The 20802-nt window shown below is 27.2% G+C and carries 17 protein-coding genes; 16 read left to right on the top strand and 1 reads right to left on the bottom strand.

Annotated elements, in window-relative coordinates:
* Nucleotides 1-74 precede the first annotated feature (74 nt).
* The 10 genes from GYM73_RS08230 (at nucleotide 75) to GYM73_RS08185 (ending at nucleotide 9568) form a co-directional block, all read left to right on the top strand.
* The gene (locus tag GYM73_RS08230; protein WP_105296729.1) at nucleotides 75-563 is read left to right on the top strand and encodes a thioesterase family protein; all 489 of its coding nucleotides are present in this window, start codon (nucleotides 75-77) and stop codon (nucleotides 561-563) included.
* Between the two features lie 7 nt (nucleotides 564-570).
* The gene (gene rfbC / locus GYM73_RS08225) at nucleotides 571-1128 is read left to right on the top strand and encodes a dTDP-4-dehydrorhamnose 3,5-epimerase (RefSeq protein WP_220233547.1); all 558 of its coding nucleotides are present in this window, start codon (nucleotides 571-573) and stop codon (nucleotides 1126-1128) included.
* Between the two features lie 3 nt (nucleotides 1129-1131).
* On the top strand, nucleotides 1132-1986 hold the full coding sequence (gene rfbD / locus GYM73_RS08220; RefSeq protein WP_220233546.1) for a dTDP-4-dehydrorhamnose reductase: 855 nt from the start codon (nucleotides 1132-1134) through the stop codon (nucleotides 1984-1986).
* Between the two features lie 40 nt (nucleotides 1987-2026).
* Nucleotides 2027-2266, top strand: a complete 240-nt coding sequence (locus GYM73_RS08215; protein ID WP_220233545.1) for a hypothetical protein — start codon at nucleotides 2027-2029, stop codon at nucleotides 2264-2266.
* A gap of 262 nt (nucleotides 2267-2528) precedes the next feature.
* Entirely contained in the window at nucleotides 2529-4046 is a 1518-nt protein-coding gene (locus GYM73_RS08210; RefSeq protein WP_220233544.1) for a lipid II flippase MurJ, read from the top strand.
* A complete protein-coding gene (locus GYM73_RS08205) occupies nucleotides 4028-5182 on the top strand; it encodes a glycosyltransferase (RefSeq protein WP_220233543.1) in 1155 nt (384 codons plus the stop codon). The genes GYM73_RS08210 and GYM73_RS08205 overlap by 19 nt, the downstream gene beginning before the upstream one ends.
* Entirely contained in the window at nucleotides 5172-6188 is a 1017-nt protein-coding gene (locus tag GYM73_RS08200) for a glycosyltransferase family 2 protein (RefSeq protein WP_220233542.1), read from the top strand. The genes GYM73_RS08205 and GYM73_RS08200 overlap by 11 nt, the downstream gene beginning before the upstream one ends.
* Entirely contained in the window at nucleotides 6185-7240 is a 1056-nt protein-coding gene (locus tag GYM73_RS08195; RefSeq protein WP_220233541.1) for a glycosyltransferase family 4 protein, read from the top strand. Before GYM73_RS08200 ends, GYM73_RS08195 begins: the two co-directional genes overlap by 4 nt.
* Entirely contained in the window at nucleotides 7240-8307 is a 1068-nt protein-coding gene (locus GYM73_RS08190) for a hypothetical protein (RefSeq protein ID WP_220233540.1), read from the top strand. The genes GYM73_RS08195 and GYM73_RS08190 overlap by 1 nt, the downstream gene beginning before the upstream one ends.
* A gap of 364 nt (nucleotides 8308-8671) precedes the next feature.
* On the top strand, nucleotides 8672-9568 hold the full coding sequence (locus GYM73_RS08185) for an O-antigen ligase (protein WP_220233539.1): 897 nt from the start codon (nucleotides 8672-8674) through the stop codon (nucleotides 9566-9568).
* Here the strand turns inward: GYM73_RS08185 and GYM73_RS08180 are convergent.
* Complete coding sequence (locus tag GYM73_RS08180) at nucleotides 9510-10613, bottom strand: glycosyltransferase (protein ID WP_255490335.1); 1104 nt, start codon at nucleotides 10611-10613, stop codon at nucleotides 9510-9512. The two genes, GYM73_RS08185 and GYM73_RS08180, sit on opposite strands and share 59 nt — an antisense overlap.
* Nucleotides 10614-10753: 140 nt before the next feature.
* On the opposite strand from GYM73_RS08180, the gene GYM73_RS08175 reads away from it, so the two are divergent.
* The 6 genes from GYM73_RS08175 (at nucleotide 10754) to GYM73_RS08150 (ending at nucleotide 20595) form a co-directional block, all read left to right on the top strand.
* Nucleotides 10754-12169, top strand: coding sequence for an exopolysaccharide biosynthesis polyprenyl glycosylphosphotransferase (locus GYM73_RS08175; protein ID WP_166004626.1), 1416 nt, complete (start codon nucleotides 10754-10756; stop codon nucleotides 12167-12169).
* A 69-nt stretch (nucleotides 12170-12238) separates the two neighbouring features.
* Entirely contained in the window at nucleotides 12239-12655 is a 417-nt protein-coding gene (locus GYM73_RS08170; RefSeq protein ID WP_166004624.1) for a hypothetical protein, read from the top strand.
* A gap of 193 nt (nucleotides 12656-12848) precedes the next feature.
* Nucleotides 12849-17156 (top strand): CusA/CzcA family heavy metal efflux RND transporter, encoded by a 4308-nt coding sequence (locus GYM73_RS08165; protein ID WP_220233538.1) that lies wholly within the window; start codon nucleotides 12849-12851, stop codon nucleotides 17154-17156.
* 10 nt (nucleotides 17157-17166) lie between these two features.
* On the top strand, nucleotides 17167-18309 hold the full coding sequence (locus GYM73_RS08160; RefSeq protein WP_220233537.1) for an efflux RND transporter periplasmic adaptor subunit: 1143 nt from the start codon (nucleotides 17167-17169) through the stop codon (nucleotides 18307-18309).
* Between the two features lie 247 nt (nucleotides 18310-18556).
* Complete coding sequence (locus GYM73_RS08155; RefSeq protein WP_220233536.1) at nucleotides 18557-19813, top strand: putative DNA modification/repair radical SAM protein; 1257 nt, start codon at nucleotides 18557-18559, stop codon at nucleotides 19811-19813.
* 17 nt (nucleotides 19814-19830) lie between these two features.
* Nucleotides 19831-20595 (top strand): TIGR03915 family putative DNA repair protein, encoded by a 765-nt coding sequence (locus GYM73_RS08150; protein ID WP_220233535.1) that lies wholly within the window; start codon nucleotides 19831-19833, stop codon nucleotides 20593-20595.
* The last annotated feature ends 207 nt before the right edge of the window (nucleotides 20596-20802 follow it).

Genomic DNA, 20802 nt, shown 5'->3' with positions numbered 1-20802 from the left:
GTAACTTTCAAATTAAATTGTATTTAATTTTAATTTAATAATATGATCAAATAGTAAATCATTAAATTCACATTATGAAAGTAAAAGAACCTGAGTCTAAATACAGAGTACGATTTGCAGATTGTGACCCTATAGGTCATCTTTCTAATCTTCGTTATTTTGATTATATGCTAAATGCTAGGGAAGATCATTGTTTAGATAATTATCAGTTAGATAATTTTGAACAATCTAAAAAAACCGGATGTTTATGGGTTGCATTGCAAAATCAGATTGCTTATATCAAAGAAGTTAGATATAATAAAGATATTATAATTACCAGTAAGATAGTAAAATATACAGACAGGACCAATACAGTTGAAGTGTTAATGTTAAATAAAGACAAAAGTTTGACACATGCTGTTTTATGGGTTACTTTGATATATTTTAATTTATCTACCCGAAAATCTGAAGTTCAACCGCAAAATTTTTTGGATCTGTTTCAAGAAATATGTGTAAGTATACCTGAAAATTTGTTTGAGGAACGTGTGGAAAGTTTAAGAAAGCAAAATAAAAAAATTAGTTAAAAAATAGATGATAGTAACTGAAACCACACTTAAAGGATGCTATATTTTAAAACCACAAGTTTTTGAAGATTCACGAGGATTTTTTATGGAGACGTTCAATCTTGATACATTTGAAAAAAAGGTAGGATATAAACCCAATTTTGTTCAAGATAATGTCTCTAAGTCTTCTTATGGGGTTATAAGAGGTTTACATCAGCAGTTACCCCCCTATTCTCAAGCTAAATTAGTGTATGTATTACAAGGTAAAGTAATTGATGTCGCCGTTGATGTTCGAAAAAATTCTCCTACGTACGGGCAATATATATCTGTTGAATTATCGGCATCGAATAAAAAACAATTGTTTATCCCGAAAGGTTTTTTACATGGATTTTCAGTAATATCAGAATCAGTTATTTTTGCTTATAAATGTGAAGGATTTTATCATAAGGAAAGTGAACTGGGTGTTAATCCTTTAGATAAAGATTTAAATATTGATTGGGGTATTGATGCCGGGGATAGAATTATTTCTGAAAAAGACTTAAATGCGATTTCTTTTAAAGAATTCAAACCCATTGAATTATCATAGATTATGAAAAAAATATTAGTTACAGGAGGGGATGGGCAATTAGGAAGATCTTTAAAGCAAAGATTAAAAGAAAAACCTCTTGCAAATTATAGTTTTACATTTACAGATGTTCAAGAGTTGGATATATTAGATGAAATATTTGTAAAAACTTATTTTTTTTCAAACAAGTTTGATTACGTAATTAATTGTGCTGCCTATACTGCTGTTGATAAAGCAGAAACAGATATTGAAATGGCAGAAAAACTTAATGCTGATGCTGTAAAGTTCTTAGCAAAAGCAAGCGCCGCTCAAAAAGCTACTTTTATACATATTTCAACAGACTATGTGTTTTCAGGAGAAGAATCTACACCGCGCAAAGAAGATGATCCCGTAGCTCCTTTAGGTATTTACGGAAAAACCAAATTAAATGGTGAAATACTTGCTCAATATTATAATCCAAAAACTTATATAATTAGAACGGCATGGTTATATTCTCCCTTTGGGAATAATTTTGTGAAAACCATGTTAAAATTATTTAATGAAAAAGAAGAAATAAATGTCATTAACGATCAAATTGGATCTCCTACGAATGCATTTGATTTAGCAGATGCTATCTTAACTATTATACAAAATGATATAGGAGCTTATGGAATTTACAATTTTTCCAATGAAGGAGAATGTTCCTGGTATCAATTCAGTGAAGAAATAAGAAAATTAAGTAAATCTAAAATCAAAATTAATCCTATACCAACTTCAGAATTTCCCACTCCTGCAAAACGACCACAATATAGTTTGTTAGATAAAACTAAAATTAAAAATACTTTTGGAATTTCAATCCCTGAATGGAAAGATAGTTTAAAAGAAATGCTTAATAAATGAATATAATGACATGAATTATCTATATTTGTATAAAAAAAATATGATAAAATTTATTTCATTCTTCATGTTAGGACTAACTTTACTGCTTACAAGTTGCGATAAACCGGTTAACGGTCAAGAAGTAGCACCATCAAACAGGTATTCTTTTCAAGTTATTGAGTCTGCTGACGGATTAAGAACCTATGTTTTCGATGGTAAAACTGGAGACGTTTTCGTTAGAACACCTGACGGAAAATGGTGGGATGATTCCGGAATTAAAACTGCGCAAAAAAATAATTAAAAAATAAATATTTCTAAGTAGCTCTTAATTATTACATAAAAAATAATGAAGAGTTTTTAATTGTTTATATTATCAAAGTAAAGCATTAATTTATTAAAAAATATTTTATAAAGTTTTTTTACTATTTATATACGAATCATAATTTTTAATCAATCATATTCTACACTATATAAAAATAAATATGATTGAAGTAAAAAAATTATTTCTGCTTTATAAGTAGGGATATAAGTTCTTATTTTGATAGTAAATTATTTTGTAGGAAATGGCAATTTCATCACGCAAAATTAGTTTAAATATCTTTATTATAAAGGCACTTACTCTTGTTATAAATTTATTAATTGTTAGTGTTTCCGCAAAGTATTTTGGATTATCATTAGATAGGGATATTTGGATTATATCTACCGCATTTATTATCAACTTAAATAATACATTTTTTAATCCTATATCAGATGTTTTTAGGATAAAATATGTTCAAGTGAAAGAGGAAGAATCGGTTCAATCAGCATTAACTAAAACGGGTTCTTTGTTACTTGTCTATGCTATTATGGTTATTTTATTAGTCATTATTTTTTTCTTTTACGGTAAAAATATTATTCATAGTTTATTCACTGTGGATGGTTTATTACTAAATAGATATTGTTTATTTGTTAATATTTTACTTTATAGTATTTTGTTTACGCAATTTACTTCAATAGGGATAGGTATCTTAAATGCCAATAATATATTTTATATACCAGAAATAACATCATTTTTTACATCTTTTTTTAACTTAGGCATAATATATTTTGGTACAGCATATATAGGTATATTTTCTTTATATGTAGGGCAATACTTTAATTTATTTATTTTATCTTTAATAATACTTTATTTTTTAAGAAAAAATAAATTATTACCTATTTTTAAATGGAATAAAACTTTTATATCTCAAGCAAAGGTGTTTATAGTATTTGGTATTCCTTTTTATTTTCCTTATATAGTTGGTCAAATAAATTCATTAATTGAAAAAAGCTTATCCAATAAAATGGGAGTAGGTATAATTTCAATGATTGATTATGCTCAAAAATTCACTTTATTATTTCAGGTTGTTATTACCAGTATTATATTAACAGCTATAATCCCCCAACTTACTAAAAATTTTTATAGAAAGGAATGGGAAGAATATTATATTTCCTTTTATAATTATTTGAAATTTATCATTTTAATAATAAGTTTTTTTGTACCCTTATTATATTTAAATGCCTATGAAATTAATTATATATTTTTTAAAAAAGGAGAAGTTAGCATAAGTAACATAGAACAAATTTCCCTTTTAACAAAATTATATTCCATATCTTTTATAGCTATTTGTTTATATGTTTATATATCACCGGTTATGATTTCTCAATTAAAAAATAAACAACAAGCGGTATTGGGCGTTTTAACTCAAATAGGAATTATAATATTTAATTGTTTTTTTTATAAGCTATTTAATCAATTTACATTTCCTGTTTCTATAGGTCTTTTTCATTTATTAATAGTTTTTATAATGCTTTATATAATATCTATTCATAATAAGAAGAAAATTTTTTTATATCTATTTAAATCTATCTTAATATTAGTATTATTACTAGTAATTGGAGAAATAATAAACCATTTTATCCATTTTGATAATATTTATTTTTCACTTTTAATTAAAACCGGAATAATGTCAATTATTATTTTAGCTTTCACTCCTTTGTTAGGAATAAATATTTTATTTTATTTTAATCGGCTTTTAAATAAATGGAATCTAAAAATTTAACCTTAGTTTTTGCTCATTTTGAAAAAGAACATTTAGGAAAAGATGTTTTTCTTGTCCCTTATTACCTTGGAAAAGAATTATCCTATGAAGTAACCATAGTATATCAAAAAACTAAAACAAACAATTTATTTATAAATAATAACTACAAGGGAGTTAAATTACGTTCGTTAATAAATATATTTAAGCTAAAAAAATTACAAAATATATCATTTTTTTTATCTTCATTGCTTTATGTTATTAAGAATGGTAAAAAGATTGATTTATTAATGACTTTTCATTTCAGATTTACAAGTGCCATTTTATGCATTTTATATAAAATGATTAATCCTAATGGAAGGTTTTATTTAAAAGTGGATGGAGGAGAAGATATTTTAGATGTTAAAAATAATTCTTCATTTATTAAAAACCAAATTTATAATAAGTTATTGAAGAAATGCGATTATATATCAGTTGAAACTCATTTATCATTTAAATTATGGAATGAAAATTTAAATATTTCAGAAAAAATCTTCTTAATTAAAAATGGATTTGATGAAGAGGAATTAATGAAATTATCACTTAATGTTATTCCTTTTTCAGAAAAAGAAAATAAAATTATAACTGTTGGGCGATTAGGTACATTTCAAAAAAATACAGTAATGTTTTTAAAAGCTATTGAAAAAATTTCAAATTTTAAAAATTGGAAATTTTATTTTATAGGTCCAATAGAGGAAAATTTCCAAAAAGAAATTGAATTATTTTATCATAAAAATCCATCATTAAAAAATAAGGTAATATTTACTGGGCCAATTTTGGAAAAGAAAATTTTATGGGAATATTATAATAAAGCAAAAGTTTTTGTATTGACGTCAATATGGGAGGGATATGCTATCGTTTTTTCGGAAGCTTATAGATTTAATAATTATATTATTTCAACGGATGTAGGTGGGGCAAAAGAAACTATAGAAAAAAATGAAAATTTTGGAAAATTAGTGGGACAGAATAATGATGAAGAATTAAAATCTGTTTTGGAACAAATAATTAATGATAATAATTATTTAATTAAATATCCTGATAAGGATCATACAGATAATTCTTGGCAAATATGTTTAAAATCATTAGTTGATAGTATTAAAAATAATAAAATTGGAGTATAAAATTATTATTGTAAACTATAATGGATGTTCAGACACTATAGAATGTTTGGAATCATTATTAAAATCTACCATACAAAACTTTCAGTTGTTTATTGTAGATAATTCATTGAAATTTGATGATTTTGAAATGTTTAAGAAATGGGGTCAAAACATTTCCATGAAAATAGAAACTAAATTCCCGGAATTAGTTTTTCCAATTTCAGAAAAGTCGAGTCAAGATCTGTTGTATTTAAATGAAGAAGAATTATATGAGTTAAAAGATATTGAACAAAAAATTGTTTTTATTAAAGCAAAGGAAAACAAAGGATTTTCAGCTGCAAATAATATTGTTTTAAAATATTTGAAAAAACAGGATAAATTTGATTATATTTGGCTTTTAAATAATGATACAGTAGTACCCGTTGATTTTTTGCATAATATATCTGAAAAATTTAAAACAATGCAGAATACTATTGGTATAATTGGTAATTCTTTATGTTATTATAATCAGCCGGAAATATTGCAATGTGCAGCAAATAAATATAATGATTGGCTTGCTCATACCTTTCCTTTATATGAATGCATGAATTATTCAGATATTCCTAAAAAAGCAATTTATAATTTAATCCCCATAGGAGCTTCAATGTTTATAAAAAAAGAATGTTTTATGGAAGTAGGTTTTCTCGAAGAAGATTATTTCTTGTATTTTGAAGAGTGGGATTATACTAGTAGAGCAAAGAAAAAAGATTGGAAATCTATAATATTCACTGATTTATATATTTTTCATAAACATGGAACAACTATAGATAACGGAAATAATGAAGGTAAATCAAAAACTTTATTTTCAGATTATTATTTGTTAATTAATAAACTGGTTTTTGCAAAGAAAAACTTAAAATGGTATCATTTACCATCAGTTTATTTAAGTTTTGTACCCATCTTAATTAATAGAATAAGACGAGGGCAATGGGATAGGATAATGATGATATTCAAAATAATTTTAGGATTAAAATATAATGTAAAATGAGTCGTAAGATTATGATCTTATCATTAGGTAGGACAGGAAGCTTACCTCTATATTCTGACAATATAGTTTTACATTTTCCTGAAAATAGTTACGATTATTACAAATCTAAATTTGCTATAGAAGGAATTTCAATACCTAATCAAAAATCGTTAATAACCTATAAATCAGCTTTTTCATTTATTTTAAATACACTATTTATACTTCCATTTTATTGTATAGTTCTTTTACCTAAAATAGTGAAAAATTATAGAATACTATATTTACCGTATTTTCATTTATGGAATTTACCCTTTATTTTGCTCTTTAGATTATTAGGTCGCGACGTAATATTGACAGTACATGATGGTGTTTTACATAAAGGAGAAAATAGTTTATTGATCCAGCAATATTCTAATTTAAATATTAGATTGAGCTCTAAATTAATATTTTTGACAAACTATGTTAAAGTTAATGTAGAGAAAACATTAAAATTAATTAAACCGAGTATTATAGTTCCACATGGATTAATTGAAACAACGTCATTAAGTGATTCCCCTGCGAAAATAAATAGGGGAAAAAATATACTTTTTTTAGGCAGGATTAGTCCCTATAAAGGGGTGGAGCTTTTAGCTGAAGTTATTGAAGATATAAGAGATAAAATAGATAGATGTATAATTGCCGGAAAAAGCATTTACGAATTAAAAATCAAAGATACAGAAAAATTAAAGATACAGGATAAATACCTGTCAGATTTGGAAATAGGTAAACTTTTAAATTGGGCTGATATTTTAGTTTTACCATATTTGGAAGCGACACAATCGGGAGTTATTACTCTCGGGATTAGTTCAGAATTACCTATGGTTTGTACAAATGTTGGAGGTTTTTGTGAACAATTAGATCAAGATGAATGTGTTTGGGTTGAGCCCAATAAAGATTCATTAAAAAAAGGTTTAGTACATCTAATTGAAGATCAATTTCAAAGAGACTATTTAATTAAACAAATGCATAAAAAGAAAACATCCCTTAGTTGGGATAGAATTTCATTGCAAATATTTAAATTTTTAAAATACTAATGAATAATCTGACGATTACAAAAAGTAAGTTTATTTTTTTCAGTTTTTCTTTTTTAGGATTAATAGCTGCAATCTGCAGTAGCTATGTATTACCTAAAAAATATTTTTCAGATGCATTAACGATCATTCATAATCCATGGAATTTAAAGGGAGTAGTTGGAGGCTTTCAACTTTCAATTTTTTTTTATTCCATTACAGGTATGAGGTGGATGCCTTTTTCTTTAGTGGCTTTAATACAATATCCGATTCTAATATATATTTTAACTAAAATTGGTATTCCTTCTAATTTTGATAAGGTAAAAGTAAACAATCTTTTGATGTATGCCTCTTTTTTTGTTATTGGTATATTTATATCAATGCAAACTAAAGAGTTTATTACATTTATATTTTGTGCTATTCTTGTTAAATTAATTAAAAATAAAAATAAAGAATATGTTTTTCGAAATAGGATAATTATTTGTTTAATGATTTTATTATATTCCTATATATTTAGGGAATATTATTATTTAGTTCTAATTTTATCTATATTTATTAGTATTTTGAGTTATTGTAATTTAAAGCTTAATTCATTTTTAATTATAATATACGGATTGATAATGATTATTCTTATAAGTTGTGGACATAATATGGTAAAACATGGATATCTTTCAGATAAAACTCGCACGGAGCTAAATGAAAGACGATTAGATGATCCTAAAATAAAAGAAGAATCAAAATCTGCTATAATCCCTCCATTACCGACCAATACTTGGTATGGAGATGCTGTGTCAATAATATACGGATTTATGGTAGTAAATATACCTATCACATCAATTTTTTCTGCATCACCACAAGTTGCATTATTTTCAATTTGGCAATTGACATTATTTTTTTGTTTATCTTTAAAATTTGATCAAATTTTGAAGGTTAAAAAAAATAATAATATTAGATGGGCATATTATATAACATTTTCATTTTTTATTGTTCAAGGCTTGTTTGAACCTGACTTAGGATCTTCCATTAGACATAAAGCGGGTATATTTCCATTGATTTATTTTATTTTATTTTATGATGATAAAGAAAAATAATTTTGAAAAGATAAATTTTATTTTTTTAATATTAATTTTAAGTACTATACTATTCAGATCGATTTGTACGATTTTAATTATTTCCTATATTGTGTTCCAAATTTTTGCTTTTATCAATTTAAAAGTCAAAATAAAATTCAATGGGTTGGTAATTTTATTATCGATGCCTTTTCTTATCGAAGTTTTAATGTTTTGGAATAATGATTATGCTTATTATGGATTTAAGTCTTTAGAAAAAAAAATTATCTATTTATTTTTCCCCTTTTTTATTATTTTATCTCCTTTTAAAATTGACATTTTTAAAATAATTAATTATTGGACAAAAATTATATGCTTGATACTATTTTGCTTTTTAATTAGGTATGTGATTTTTTATCAAGATAATATAAATAATTATTTAAATGGCATAGATGTGTGGGACATGGGGTATAGCTTTTCGAGAAGTATCGACAACAATCATGCACCGGCACTCAATTTAATTGTATCATTTTGTTGCATTAGTTCCTTATATAATTTCTATAATACAACCTCCAAAAGACGTCTCGATAAGATAACTAATTTTATAACCTATACAATGTTGCTGGGTTTTGTTTTCTTAATTAATACTAGAATAGCTGTTTGCAGTTCAATACTAGGGTCAATATTCATAACCTTGTATCAATTTAAATCATCATTTACTTTAAAACAAAGTGTTTTAATTACAGCCATAGTTTTTATATTTATAGTCATTTTTATAACACTTTTCCCTTATACAATAAAGAAATATACAACGGTTTCATTTGGGAACATGGATAAAATCGGAAAGCTGGATGAAGTTGAGAACCCTGAAGGTGAAATTTACAATTCGTTAGTAACAAGGTTAAGTATTTGGAAATCAGCTTTTGACTTGTCTAAAAGGAATATCTGGTTTGGAGTAGGAGCTTCAGACGGAAAAAGAAAACTATTCGAATACTACTATGAAACAGACCAAATGTTTTTGTTTAAATATAAATTTCCGGTTCACAATCAATACTTAGATTATTTAGTTAGATTTGGAATTATAGGATTCGTATTATTAATTATTTTCATGGCATTACCACTTTATATTGGATTTAAATTGCATAACTCTTTAATAATTTATTATTCTCTATCATTTATAGTAGCCAATATAACAGATGATTTTTTAATTCGATTTGATGGAATCGTATTTAGCTGTATTTTAGTTAGTTTTTTTGGGTATTTATATGTAAAGAATCAAGATAAATATTTTTTAAAAGAGTAAAATTTTTATTAAGGTCAAAATATTCTACGCACCTTTTTAATCCTAATTTACCCATTTTTTTACGTGTTGAACGGTCTTTTAAGGCTTCAATAAATTCTTGAATGTCATTTTCATCCGTAAATAAAAATCCGGTTTCTCCATGTTTTACAATGTCTTTATTTCCAATGATATTTGTTGCAAGAACCGGCTTTTGAAACGCCATAGCTTCTAAGGGGGCAATAGGCAGGCCTTCCCATAAAGATGTTTGAATATATATGTCTAATTTAATTAAATAGTCAAATATCTTATCTCTGTCTAACCATCCGGTAATTGTAATGTTAGGAGAAGTAATAACATTTCTTAATTCACCATCGCCAATCCATAAAAAGTCAATATCCAAATTATTTTTTGCAATCTTGTCAAAAAGAGTTGGGTTTCTGGCATAGGTTATTCTTCCTACAATTCCTATGCTTAGGCGATTTTTAATGATCTTATTTTCTACATATTTAGGTAATATAGATTCTAAATTAATTCCATTCCTAATTAATAAGGTCTTACCTAATTTAGTGCCATTTTCAAATTCACTATCTCCACAGGCAATTGTGGTGCCTCCCAAATATTTAGTAGTAAATTTTTCAATGTTATAATATAATTTTTTTTTAACAGGAGAAATATCTTTTCTTATAAAAGAGTATCCATGTGGAGTATAAAACAGCAGAGCTTTTTTATAAAATAATGATGCAAATTTACCCAAGATTCCTGCTTTAGAAGAATGAAGGTGTATTATTTGAGGTTGTAGAGATTTGCATAAATTTATAAGTTCGTAAGTACTTTTAAAATCTTTTAAAGAGATTTCTTTATTCATATCCAGTTCTATTAATCTAACCCCATTTGATAACTCTTTTTTTAAATCTAAATTGGATACCTCCGGGCGTTTAGAACTATATGCAATAGTAGTATCGAATATATTATTATATTTTCCAAAAAAAATAGATAAATCTTTTATATATGTATATACCCCTCCACCTAGAGCTTCAACTATATGTAAAACTTTTATTTTTTTCATCAATATAAAATTATTTAATATTTATTAAGTTCACATTAATTTAGTCTAATATAGTAAAATTATAGATATTTGTTTAATAAAAAATAACTATTTTTATCAATTAATAAATATTTATTTTTTTTTTATAAATTATAGGATGTATGAGATATACTCGATATTTAAAAAATAGTTATTTTTTACAACTATTGTTCGATATAGTTTTCATAATTATTTTATTCTTTTATTTTTTAAAAATTCAGTATTATCATTTAGGGATATATGTTGTTTCATTAAAAGAATTATTAGATGCACATTATAAGGTATTAATATTACTTTTGATGAGCTGGTATTTTATTTCACTAAAAACCCATTTATATGAGATTAAAAGGAATACCGGTATTGGAATAATTTTAAAAAATAACATTTTTCAGATTATTTTATTTGGTGTCATAACCTTCTTTGTCTCCGGATTAAAAAAGGATGATCTATTTTCAAATAAAGTAACTATATATTTTTTAATATCACTTTTTCTGATAACTTTTTTTATTAGAGTTGTTCTTTTTCTATTTTTAAAAATATATAGAAGTTTAGGAGGAAATTATATAAGAGTTATTTTTGTTGATGAGAATAATAATACCTTATCATTTATAAAATTTTTGTCTAAAAGAAAAGATTATGGATATGTTAATTGTGGAAGTTTTTTAGCAAATATTAAAGACGATATAAAAAAAAATAAATACAAATTTGATTTAGAAAAGTTAAAAAGTTTTATACTTGAAGAAGAAATACTAATCATATTTTTTTCATTAAACGGTAAACTATCGCATTCTGTTCATGATGAATTAGTCGTATTAGCACAAAAACTTCATATAGAAATTAGATTTATTCCAAGCACTTTATACAATTCATTTTATAGTCTGGATTTAGAATATTATGATACGTATCCAATATTGTTATTTAAAAAATTTCCTTTAGATGATTTTTGGAATCAATTTATAAAAAGGCTATTTGATATTCTATTTTCATTGTTTGTTATAATTTTTATTTTAAGTTGGCTATACCCTCTTATTGCAATAGCAATTTTACTAGAATCGGGCAAACCTGTAATCTATGCTCAAAAAAGAGTGGGATTAGGAGGGAATATATTTTATTGCTATAAATTCAGAACGATGAAAAACAGTGAAGATAATGACATTAAAGCTACTGTGAAAGATGATTCCAGAGTTACCCAATTAGGTAGAATATTACGAAAATCAAGTTTAGATGAAATGCCTCAGTTTTTTAATGTATTGAAAGGAAATATGTCTGTTGTTGGTCCTAGACCTCATATGGTTGTTCAAGATAATTATTATAATGATCTTTTATTAAGATATAGTCGTAGACATCATGTTAAACCCGGAATTACCGGATTAGCTCAAGTAAAAGGTTTCAGAGGGGAAATAAATTCCAGAGAAGATATGCAAAAAAGAATAATTGCAGACATTTATTATGTTAGAAAATGGACCTTTTATTTAGACATGATTATAATCTTGAGAACCGTATTTAAGACTATTGGAGGAGATAAAAAAGCAATTTAAATTATGTTATAGTGAAATAATATATAAAATATATAATTTATTTTAATAAAATATATATTTTTGTAATGCTTGAAAATAATAAGTAAAATATCCATATTTTTTGCTACGTTTCTAATTGTAGCGCATTCCTTTGTTCCTCATCAACACAAGGTTAAATTTGAAATTGTTCTTCACGAATGTTTTTTATCTGAGGCTAAAAATAATCATTCTGTAAACTTATTCGAGAAACTCGAAGATATAATCAAACATATAAATTTAGGAGAAAAAAATTTAGACGATTTTAAATTATCTATTTCTAATTATGAATTTTCTCAACAACTCATTTATATTATACCGGAATCTTTTTTGGGGCATAATTTTCTATTATTAAATTCTTCGAATAAAGATTCAAATTTCTACTATGCATATACAAAAACCACTTCTGAAAAATTTTTAGGAAGAGGTTTGAGAGCTCCCCCATTAGTAAATCCCTTAAACTCAAACTGATTTAAGTATTCGGAGATAATAAATATATTATTGATTCTTATTCTCCGTAACTAAAGTTTCTATTCAAAAAATTAAGTAACAGTTAATTTTTATATAAAAAATAATATTGATGAATTACAACTTATTATTTAAACTATTGTTTAAATAATGAGAATAATGATCCATTTCAATACATAATTCAAACAATTTAATCATGTTTCAAACCATAATTGATTTATCAATAAAATATAAATTATTGGTTGCATTGGGAGTAGTAGCATTAATGGTATGGGGACTTTATTCTCTTAAAAATATACCCATAGATGCTACCCCTGACATAACCAATAATCAAGTGCAGGTAGTAACTACCTCACCTACCTTAGCCCCACAAGAAGTGGAACAATTATTAACCATACCTCTTGAATCAGAATTAAGAAATATTCCCGGAGCAATAGAAGTACGATCTATTTCAAGATTTGGTTTATCCATAATTACCGTTGTATTTAAAGAAGACATTCCCATAATACAAGCCAGACAGCTGGTTAAAGAACAAATAGATATCGCTAAAAGTGAAATACCCGATGGAATAGGAGAACCGCAATTAATGCCTATTACAACAGGATTAGGAGAAATTTGCCAATATATAATTAAAGTTAATCCCAGATATGAATCAACTTATAATCTTGAAGAATTAAGGACTATTCAAGAGTGGATAATTAAAATGCAACTCAACGGAATCGAAGGAATAATAGAAATCTCAAGTTTTGGAGGAAAAGTAAAAGAATATGAAGTAGCTATAGATCCCATCTTATTACAAAGTTACAATATCACTTTAGAAGAAGTTAATAATGCATTAGAGAAAAATAATCAAAATTCCGGATCCGGTTACATTCAACAAAAGCATAATTTGTTCTACATACGAACAGAAGGGAGACTAAAAAATTTTCAAGATATTGAAAATACGGTTATAACAGTAAAAGATCAAGTACCCATAAAAATTTCAGATATAGCGATAGTAAAATATGCTTCTGCCCAAAGATTTGGAGCTATGACAATGGATGGAAAGGGAGAAGTGGTTGGAGGAATCACGTTGATGTTAAAAGGAGAAAACTCTTATAAAACAGTTAACAAGGTAAAAGAAAGAATCAATCAAATTAAAAAAACATTACCTAAAGGCCTAGATCTTTATATTTATTTAGATAGAGCAAATCTTATAGAAAAGACTATTTCAACCGTTAAAAAAAATTTACTGGAAGGTGGAATAATAGTAATGTTAGTGGTTATTATCTTAATAGGCGATATAAGAGCGGGGCTAATAGTAGCATCCATTATTCCACTTTCATTATTATTTGCTCTGATACTGATGAATTTATTCGGAGTTTCTGCAAATTTACTTTCTTTAGGGGCTATAGATTTTGGAATAGTTGTAGACGGGGCAATTATAATTATAGAATCGGTCATTTCAGTTTTACATGCAAACTATTTAGGAAAAAAGCTTACTCAAAAAGAATTAGATAACGTAGTATCTAAAACAGCAGGGGAAATATATAAATCAGCAGCTTTCGGAATCCTTATTATCATTTTAGTGTTTATTCCCATTATGACTTTACAGGGAATAGAGGGTAAAATGTTTAGGCCCATGGCCTTCACTGTTAGTTTTGCCATAGTTGGAGCTTTTATCTTATCATTAACCTATGTACCCGTATTGTCAACATTTGTCCTTAAAAAAAATATTGAAAACAAAGTAACCTTCTCAGATAAAATCATGAATAAATTAAAATCAATTTATTTGCCTGTTTTAGAAAAAGTGTTGCAAATACCCTATATTCTCATAGGTAGCATTTTTGTAATCTGGCTTTTTTTTCTCTTTGTTTTCTCCAATATGGGAGCCGAATTTGTTCCCACCTTACAAGAAGGAAATATAGCGATGCAAATGAGCATACAGCCCGGAAGTTCATTAGAAGAGAGTATACGCACTACTTCAAAAGTTGAAAAGATAATTAAAGACAATTTTCCGGAGGTAGTACATGTAATTTCAAAAATAGGAACGGCCGAAATACCAACGGATCCAATGGGTATAGAAGATTCAGATATCATGATTGTTTTAAAAGAAAAAAATCAGTGGGTTTCAGCCAAAACACAAGATGAATTAGTAGAAAAAATAAAAGAAAAGCTGTCGATAATATTAGGAGCTTCTTTTGAATTTTCTCAACCAATACAATTAAGATTTAATGAGCTTATGACAGGAGCAAAATCAGATATAGTAATTAAAATTTATGGAGAGGATGCAAGAGAATTAAAAAAGTTGGCAGATCAAACGGCTCAGATTATAAATAAAATAGAAGGAGCAGCCGATGTAAAAGTAGAACAAACCGAAGGGCTAAAACAAATGAAAATAAGTTATGATAGAAATAAATTAGCACAATATGGATTGGATATAACTACCTTAAATAAAGTTATCCGATCTTGGGTAGCAGGAGTAAAATCAGGAGTTATAATGGAAGGAGAACGCCGTTTTGATTTAATAATGCGACTGAATGAAAAATATAGAAAAGGTTTAAATTTAGATCAATTACCAATACGTACGGCTACCCAAAATTTAATTCCCGTTTCCGAAGTGGCAACCGTGAATTATGAATCCGGACCAATTATGATTTCAAGGGAACAAGCACAAAGAAAAATTAATATTGGAGTAAATGTGCGTAATTCCGATATAAATTCCCTGGTACAAAAAATTCAATCAAGAGTAGAAGAAAATATCAAATTACCACCGGGATATTCAATTGAATATGGTGGAGCATTTAAAAATTTACAAGAAGCAACTTCGAGACTGAGCATTGCAATTCCCATAGCTTTAGTAATTATACTTATATTATTGTATACAACCTTTAAAAGCTTTAAAGATGCAATATTAATTTTTACATCCGTACCCCTGGCTTCCATAGGAGGAGTTATAGCTTTATGGATACGTGAATTACCATTCAGCATTTCAGCAGGAATAGGTTTTATCGCCCTTTTTGGAGTTGCTGTCTTAAATGGAATCGTGTTAGTAAGTGAATTAAATAGACTGAAAAATTCAGGCAACTATATTTCACTCAAAGAAATAATTAAAAAAGGAGGACTAAACCGTCTGCGTCCGGTGGTTATAACGGCAATGGTTGCAACCTTAGGCTTTATTCCAATGGCCATGTCAACATCAAACGGAGCAGAGGTACAAAGACCCTTGGCTACTGTAGTTATTGGAGGACTGGTTACCTCAACTTTATTAACCTTACTCGTTATTCCGGCTTTATATTATGTTTTTGAAAATAAAAATTTTCAAAAGAATATAAATGTAAAAAAGATGCTAATCATACTAATTTTTTTAGGCAGTATTGGCTCAGTGAGTGCTCAAAAAAAAGTTTCTCTTTCCTACCTTGTAGAAAGAGCTTATAAAGAAAATAGAGAGCTTAAATCCAGTCAATTGCAAATTCAAAAAGAAAAGATTGAAAAAAAATATGCCTATACAATCAATTCTACTTCAATGACTATCGGTTTTGGACAATTTAACAATAAAGATGCTGATTATCAATGGGAAGTGTCACAAGATTTAGGAAATCTATTTTCACAAACCAAAAAAAAGAGCCTCATTGATAGTCAGTTAGAATGGTTGACGGCTAAATCTAACTTACAAAAACATATAATAACCTATCATTTAGAACAATTATATAATAAATGGATTTACATCTTGGAAAAGAATAATTTATTTATCCGAATAGATTCCATATATAGAGAAGGATTAAAGAAAGCTGAATTAAAATATGTAAAAGGAGAGACGGATTATATGGAAAAACAATTTTTTAAGGCAGAATTAGAACAAGTAATTCAGCAAAAAACTATAAATGAGCAAGAAAATATGGAAGTTGAAAATAAGATATATTCATTATGTGGAATAAGTGCAGATGAAAATATAGTACCTCTTGAATCATTTAAAAAATTAGAAAAAAATCCCTTGACGGATAGTTTGAATAATCTATACTTGGATGAATTAGATAAAGAGCTGCATGTTAATAACAAAACATTGATTCTGGAAAAAGCCAAAAAATTACCTGAATTTTCAATTGGCGGATTAATGCAAAGCATTGAACACAAAACCAGTTATTTTGCGGGTGTGGTTAATATAAGCATTCCCTTATTTAACAATGTTTATAAAAAAATTAAAGAACAGAATCTTCTTGAAAATAACAATGCTGAATTTAAAAAAAGGGAGATAACACGAAATTTAAATTTAAGAATCAGGCAATTAAAAAAGCAGCAAAAATATTTAGATAAGGAATTAAGCATATTTGGAACTTCACATTCAGAAGAACTACAAAAAATGATAAAAATAGCGACGATTAAATACCAATACGGAGAAATAGACTATTTGCAATATTGCAGTATACTAAAATCTTCTATAGATGCTCAAACCACCTATTTAGATTTATTAAACAACTACAATCAAACCTTAATTGAGCTAAACTATTTAACACAATCCAATTAATTTATCCATCATGAAAATAATAACTCATATAATCTTACTTTTTATTTCAATATTGCTTGGTTATTCCTGTTCATCCAAAAATAAAGAAAACTCTATCGAAAAAGAATCCCGTGTACATTCAGGAATTACCTTGAGCGAAGAACAGATTAAAACCAATGATATAAAATTCGGTACTGCAGAATTACGTCCCATTGAATCCAAAATTATGGTTACCGGCGTCATACATGCCTTGCCTCAAAATAAGGCATCTATACATAGTAAAATAGATGGATTTATTGGAAAAATAAACTTCATAACCGGTGATTTCGTTCGTAAGGGGCAAGAATTGGCAACGGTAAATAATCCTTCATTCATCTCTTTACAAAAACAATTTTTAGAGAGTTATTATACAATGAACTTGGCATATAAGGATTATCAGCGAAAAAATGCCCTATTAGAAAGTGATGCAATTAGCAGAAAATCGTATGAACAATCTTTAGCAACGTATCAAGTTTCAACTGCAGAATATGAAAGTCTGAAATCTGAATTACAATTACTGGGATTTTCTCCTGCTACTATAATTAAAACAGGAAAAATTAATCCGGAATTAAAAATTATAAGTCCTTTAAGCGGATTTATTCAAGCAAAGGAAATTTCTCCCGGTAAACAAATAACTACCACAGAAGAATTATTCTTAATAATAAATCAGGAAAAACTACATGTAGAATTAAATGTTCCCGCAAAATATGCTTCAACCCTCTTTGTAGGACAAAAAATTGAATTCACATTGCCTGAAATTTCAGATACCTTACAAGGAACTATTCACATTATAGGAAAAGTAACAAGTACCGAAAACAACACCATACAGGTTCATGCAGATATTCAAACAAAATTGCCTGACACAAATTTCTATGAAAATCGATTTGTAAATGCATATATAATTAATAAAAGTAAGGAAGTGCTAACTGTACCTAAAGAGGCAGTATATGAAGAAGAAGGCAAAAATTATGTATTTATTAGAAAAAATAATCAAATAGAACAAAAAGAAATACTAATTGGAAATTCAAATAATAATTTTGTGGAGGTGACTAATTTAGATACTCATCAAGAACTTGTAATTTCAGGGGTTTATTATCTACAATCCGGAGAAATGGAATCCGGACATAATCACTGATTAAAAAATTACTAAACTTATTGAATAGATAATAAAAATCAATCTTTTGGTTATGGCAAGTTAATAAACACAACTTGGCATAATTAAATGATCAATAACATCCAATTATGAAAATAGTTTTTTTAATGGCTAAATTTAAAAAAACTAAATAAAAAATTTATCTTAAGTGGTTGTTAATTAAATATTTAAGTTTCTTTTATGATTTAATATTTCCTTAAAAATAGCAGTATTTGTAATTTTGTTATATATGAATGAACAAATTATCAATAAACTCGCAACTTTAGCAGAATCAGCTAAATATGATGTTTCTTGTTCCTCAAGTGGAGTTGGAAGAAAGAGTAAAGTCGGAGGTATAGGCTCAACTTCATCTTCAGGAATTTGTCATACATTTACTGAAGATGGACGATGTGTTTCCTTATTAAAAATTATGATGACCAATTATTGCATGTACGATTGTGCCTACTGCATTAGTCGTAAAAGCAATGATATAAAAAGAGCTTCGTTTAGCGTTAAGGAATTGGTGGAATTAACCCTAGAATTTTATAAAAGGAATTACATAGAAGGCTTATTTTTAAGTTCGGGAGTGGTTAAAAGTCCGGATCATACAATGGAAAGAATGGTGCGGGTTATTAAAGAACTCCGAACGGTTCATAAATATAATGGATATATCCATATGAAAAGCATCCCTGGCGCCAGTAAAGAATTAGTTACACAAGCCGGATTGTATGCAGACAGGCTCAGCGTAAATATTGAAATACCCACAGAAAAAAATCTCAAATTTTTAGCTCCCGAAAAAGACCATAAAAGTGTCTTTGCACCTATGAAGTACATTCAAAACGGGGTATTAGAATATAAAGAAGAAAAGAAAAAATATAAATCTACTCCTAAATTCACCCCTGCCGGGCAGAGTACACAAATGATTATTGGAGCAACCAATGAAACCGATCAGGATATATTGAAAGTTTCTTCACTTTTATATATGCAATCAAGCATGAGAAGAGTGTATTATTCGGGATTCATACCGGTCAATCCTCACGACAACAGGCTTCCTGCTTTACAACAAGCGCCTCTTGTAAGAGAAAATCGATTATATCAGGCGGATTGGTTAATGAGATTTTATCATTTCACGGCTGATGAAATAATTGATGATACAAACCCAAACCTTGATTTGGAAGTAGATCCAAAATTATCCTGGGCTCTTCGTCATCCCGAAATGTTTCCTGTTGATGTAAATACAGCAGAATACAGGCAAATAGTACGAGTGCCCGGCATCGGAATTAAATCGGCTAAATTGATTATAGCTTCCCGTAAATTTGGTAAATTAGATAGGTATCAATTAAAAAAAATAGGTGTTATCATAAAAAGAGCCCAATATTTTATTACTTGTAGAGATTCGTCAGGAACAACAATTAATGAATTAAAGCCTGAATTCGTAAAAAAAATACTTGTAAATAAAAAACATACATTCCAAAACACCAATCAAATATCTTTGATTTTCCCTTAAAAAAAGCTATTAAAATTATGATAGTATTCTCTTACGATAAGTCGTTGGATGGACTTTTATGTGTAATTTATGAAGCATACGAAAGAAAAATTTTTCCTGAACTATTAATTCAATCGGGAGAAATACCCCCGTTGTTCGTTGATCAATTACTTGAAATACAAACACAAGATGAAATTGTTTGTAAAACTTGGGCATATTTAGAGAAAAAGATGTCTAAAGAATCTCTTAATATAATGCAAGCTGTATGGTTGTCAGAACAAGACGATAGAGATTGGCTATTATATAAATTTATTAAAAAAGCCATTGATACAAAATTTACTGGACATACTGATTTTGGGGATGAAGACATTATTAATATTCATAATTTGGCTAAAAAAGTATACAAAGAAGGCTATAATTGGAAACAATTTGTAAGATTTAAAAAGTCGAAAGACGGAATTTATTTTGCTCCCGTATATCCAATTTATAATAGTTTACCATTGGCGATTCCTCATTTTAAAGATCGATTTTCTTCACAGTCTTGGATTATTTATGATTTAAACCGCAATTATGGATTTTATTATGATGGAAAAGTAGTGATTGAAATGACTTTGGAAAGCGATAATGAATATTTTAATTCAGAACAACCCAACGAAAAATTATTAGATTCAAAAGAAATTTTATTTCAAGAATCGTGGAAAAAATACTTTCAAGCTTTATCTATAAAAGAGAGAATTAATTTGAAATTACAAAAACAACATATGCCTAAAAGGTATTGGAAATATCTCACAGAAATGCAATAAATATAAAAAGGTATTTGAACTTTAATTTCTTAGGTCATCTATTTTGAAGAATAACTCATATATTCAATTTTGTTTCAGAAAATGAAAACATGTTTTTAATAGACAGATGAAAAAATAGGCAATACATACAGAATTTTAAATCTGGCAAAAGTTGTATAAGTCATAAGTTAATTTTCAAAAATTATCAATCCCATTTATATCATATTG

Origin of the sequence: Apibacter sp. ESL0432, assembly GCF_019469225.1 — a bacterium.
In the GTDB taxonomy this organism is placed as follows: Bacteria; Bacteroidota; Bacteroidia; order Flavobacteriales; family Weeksellaceae; genus Apibacter.
The sequence above is the reverse complement of the archived record's forward strand: the minus strand, read 5'-3'. Positions and strand labels throughout refer to the sequence as shown.

Coding starts and splice junctions, on each gene's coding strand:
- GYM73_RS08155 (WP_220233536.1), top strand. CDS start 18,557: ATGAATGAACAAATTATCAATAAACTCGCAACTTTAGCAGAATCAGCT.
- GYM73_RS08195 (WP_220233541.1), top strand. CDS start 6,185: ATGAGTCGTAAGATTATGATCTTATCATTAGGTAGGACAGGAAGCTTA.
- GYM73_RS08210 (WP_220233544.1), top strand. CDS start 2,529: ATGGCAATTTCATCACGCAAAATTAGTTTAAATATCTTTATTATAAAG.
- GYM73_RS08215 (WP_220233545.1), top strand. CDS start 2,027: ATGATAAAATTTATTTCATTCTTCATGTTAGGACTAACTTTACTGCTT.
- GYM73_RS08190 (WP_220233540.1), top strand. CDS start 7,240: ATGAATAATCTGACGATTACAAAAAGTAAGTTTATTTTTTTCAGTTTT.
- GYM73_RS08230 (WP_105296729.1), top strand. CDS start 75: ATGAAAGTAAAAGAACCTGAGTCTAAATACAGAGTACGATTTGCAGAT.
- GYM73_RS08205 (WP_220233543.1), top strand. CDS start 4,028: ATGGAATCTAAAAATTTAACCTTAGTTTTTGCTCATTTTGAAAAAGAA.
- GYM73_RS08165 (WP_220233538.1), top strand. CDS start 12,849: ATGTTTCAAACCATAATTGATTTATCAATAAAATATAAATTATTGGTT.
- GYM73_RS08160 (WP_220233537.1), top strand. CDS start 17,167: ATGAAAATAATAACTCATATAATCTTACTTTTTATTTCAATATTGCTT.
- rfbC (WP_220233547.1), top strand. CDS start 571: ATGATAGTAACTGAAACCACACTTAAAGGATGCTATATTTTAAAACCA.
- GYM73_RS08175 (WP_166004626.1), top strand. CDS start 10,754: ATGAGATATACTCGATATTTAAAAAATAGTTATTTTTTACAACTATTG.
- rfbD (WP_220233546.1), top strand. CDS start 1,132: ATGAAAAAAATATTAGTTACAGGAGGGGATGGGCAATTAGGAAGATCT.
- GYM73_RS08150 (WP_220233535.1), top strand. CDS start 19,831: ATGATAGTATTCTCTTACGATAAGTCGTTGGATGGACTTTTATGTGTA.
- GYM73_RS08180 (WP_255490335.1), bottom strand. CDS start 10,613: ATGAAAAAAATAAAAGTTTTACATATAGTTGAAGCTCTAGGTGGAGGG.